This is a genomic window from Lactobacillus sp. UCMA15818, from assembly GCF_030400225.1.
Lineage (GTDB): Bacteria > Bacillota > Bacilli > Lactobacillales > Lactobacillaceae > Liquorilactobacillus.
The window spans coordinates 1-3,262 of the sequence record NZ_VJYB01000030.1 but is presented as its reverse complement, the minus strand read 5'-3'; the positions used below and the strand labels follow the sequence as shown (position 1 = coordinate 3,262).

Below are 3,262 nucleotides of genomic sequence, written 5' to 3'. Positions count from 1 at the left end.
CTACTCTCAAACTTGTTCTTTGAAAACTAGATAATATTTTTCTAAAATAATTAACAAACCGAGAAATACCGCGTTTTAAAGAGTTTAAAACAAGAAAAATCTTGAACGCTAAACTCATAACCGCTTTACCGTAGGTAAAGATAGGTTAAGTTATTAAGGGCGCATGGTGAATGCCTTGGTACTAGGAGCCGATGAAGGACGGGACTAACTCCGATATGCTCCGGGGAGCTGTAAGTAAGCTATGATCCGGAGATTTCCGAATGGGGAAACCCAATAGTTTTAATCGACTATTACTGCTGGTTGAATACATAGACCAGTTAGAGGAAGACGCAGGGAACTGAAACATCTAAGTACCTGCAGGAAGAGAAAGAAAAATCGATTCCCTAAGTAGCGGCGAGCGAACGGGGAAGAGCCCAAACCAAGAAGCTTGCTTCTTGGGGTTGTAGGACTGAATATTTGAGTTACCAAAGGATGTCATAATCGAATGATTTGGGAAGATCAGCGAAAAAAGGTGAAAGCCCTGTAGATGAAATGACATTCTCTCAATTCAGGATCCTGAGTACGGCGGAACACGTGAAATTCCGTCGGAATCCGGGAGGACCATCTCCCAAGGCTAAATACTCCCTAGTGACCGATAGTGAACCAGTACCGTGAGGGAAAGGTGAAAAGCACCCCGAAAGGGGAGTGAAATAGTTCCTGAAACCATGTGCCTACAAGTAGTTAGAGCCCGTTAATGGGTGATAGCGTGCCTTTTGTAGAATGAACCGGCGAGTTACGTTTGCATGCAAGGTTAAGTCGGAAATGACGGAGCCGTAGCGAAAGCGAGTCTGAAGAGGGCGCATTAGTATGTAGACGTAGACCCGAAACCAAGTGACCTACCCATGTCCAGGTTGAAGGTGCGGTAAAACGCACTGGAGGACCGAACTCATGTATGTTGAAAAATGCTGAGATGAGGTGTGGGTAGCGGAGAAATTCCAAACGAACTTGGAGATAGCTGGTTCTCTCCGAAATAGCTTTAGGGCTAGCCTCGGAAGAAAGGATCGTGGAGGTAGAGCACTGTTTGGACTAGGGGCCCATCTAGGGTTACTGAATTCAGATAAACTCCGAATGCCATCGATCTATATCCGGGAGTCAGACTGCGAGTGATAAGATCCGTAGTCGAAAGGGAAACAGCCCAGACCACCAATTAAGGTCCCTAAATATATGTTAAGTGGAAAAGGATGTGGAGTTGCACAGACAACTAGGATGTTGGCTCAGAAGCAGCCACCATTTAAAGAGTGCGTAATAGCTCACTAGTCGAGTGACCCTGCGCCGAAAATGTACCGGGGCTAAACATATTACCGAAATTGTGGATGCAACCGAAAGGTTGCGTGGTAGGAGAGCGTTCTAAGGGCAAAGAAGCTAGACCGGAAGGACTAGTGGAGCGCTTAGAAGTGAGAATGCCGGTATGAGTAGCGAAAGACAGGTGAGAATCCTGTCCACCGAATGACTAAGGTTTCCTGGGGAAGGCTCGTCCTCCCAGGGTTAGTCGGGACCTAAGCTGAGGCCGAGAGGCGTAGGCGATGGATAACAGGTAGAGATTCCTGTACTAGTTATTATTGTTTGAACGATGGAGGGACGCAGGAGGCTAAGTATGCACACTGATGGATATGTGTGTCCAAGCAACGAGTTTGTAGGTGAGTCAAATGCTTGCTTATAAGGACGAGTTGTGATGGGGAGCGAAATAATAGTAGCGAAGATACTGAGGTCACACTGCCGAGAAAAGCTTCTAGTGAGATAATAACTACCCGTACCGCAAACCGACACAGGTAGTCGAGGAGAGAATCCTAAGGTGAGCGAGAGAACTCTCGTTAAGGAACTCGGCAAAATGACCCCGTAACTTCGGGAGAAGGGGTGCTGAACGCAAGTTCAGCCGCAGTGAATAGGCCCAAACGACTGTTTATCAAAAACACAGGTTTCTGCAAAATCGTAAGATGACGTATAGGGGCTGACGCCTGCCCGGTGCTGGAAGGTTAAGAGGATGGGTTAGCTTCGGCGAAGCTCAGAATTGAAGCCCCAGTAAACGGCGGCCGTAACTATAACGGTCCTAAGGTAGCGAAATTCCTTGTCGGGTAAGTTCCGACCCGCACGAAAGGCGTAACGATTTGGGCACTGTCTCAACGAGAGACTCGGTGAAATTATATTACCCGTGAAGATGCGGGTTACCCGCGACAGGACGGAAAGACCCCATGGAGCTTTACTGTAGCTTGATATTGGGTGTTTGTACAACTTGTACAGGATAGGTAGGAGCCATAGAAATCGGGACGCTAGTCTCGGTGGAGGCATTGGTGGGATACTACCCTCGTTGTATGAACACTCTAACCCTCACCAATTAACGTGGTGGGAGACAGTGTCAGGTGGGCAGTTTGACTGGGGCGGTCGCCTCCTAAAAGGTAACGGAGGCGCCCAAAGGTTCCCTCAGAATGGTTGGAAATCATTCGCAGAGTGTAAAGGCACAAGGGAGCTTGACTGCGAGACAGACAAGTCGAGCAGGGACGAAAGTCGGGCTTAGTGATCCGGTGGTTCCGTATGGAAGGGCCATCGCTCAACGGATAAAAGCTACCCTGGGGATAACAGGCTTATCTCCCCCAAGAGTCCACATCGACGGGGAGGTTTGGCACCTCGATGTCGGCTCATCGCATCCTGGGGCTGTAGTCGGTCCCAAGGGTTGGGCTGTTCGCCCATTAAAGCGGTACGCGAGCTGGGTTCAGAACGTCGTGAGACAGTTCGGTCCCTATCCGTCGCGGGCGTAGGAAATTTGAGAGGATCTGTCCTTAGTACGAGAGGACCGGGATGGACACACCGCTGGTGTACCAGTTGTTCCGCCAGGAGCATCGCTGGGTAGCTATGTGTGGATGAGATAAACGCTGAAAGCATCTAAGTGCGAAACTCACCTCGAGATAAGATTTCCCATTCCTTCGGGAAGTAAGACCCCTGAGAGAAGATCAGGTAGATAGGTTGGAAGTGGAAGTACAGTGATGTATGGAGCGGACCAAAACTAATCGGTCGAGGACTTAACCAAAGAAGAGAAATGCGGTCGGAAGTTAATTAAAGAAGAGAAATATTAGCTAGTTTTGAGAGAACAAAGTTTTCTCAAGCAAAAGAGTGCGGTGATGATGGCAAGAAGGATACACCTGTTCCCATGTCGAACACAGAAGTTAAGCTTCTTCGCGCCGATAGTAGTTGGGGGATCGCCCCCTGCGAGGATAGGTCGTTGCCGTGC

At 48.8% G+C, this 3,262-nt stretch carries 2 rRNA genes; both read left to right on the top strand.

From position 1 onward, the window contains the following. Positions 1 to 143 precede the first annotated feature (143 nt). Positions 144 to 3,061, top strand: a 23S ribosomal RNA gene (locus FFX44_RS12500). 84 nt (positions 3,062 to 3,145) lie between these two features. Beyond that, a 5S ribosomal RNA gene (gene rrf, locus FFX44_RS12495) occupies positions 3,146 to 3,262 on the top strand.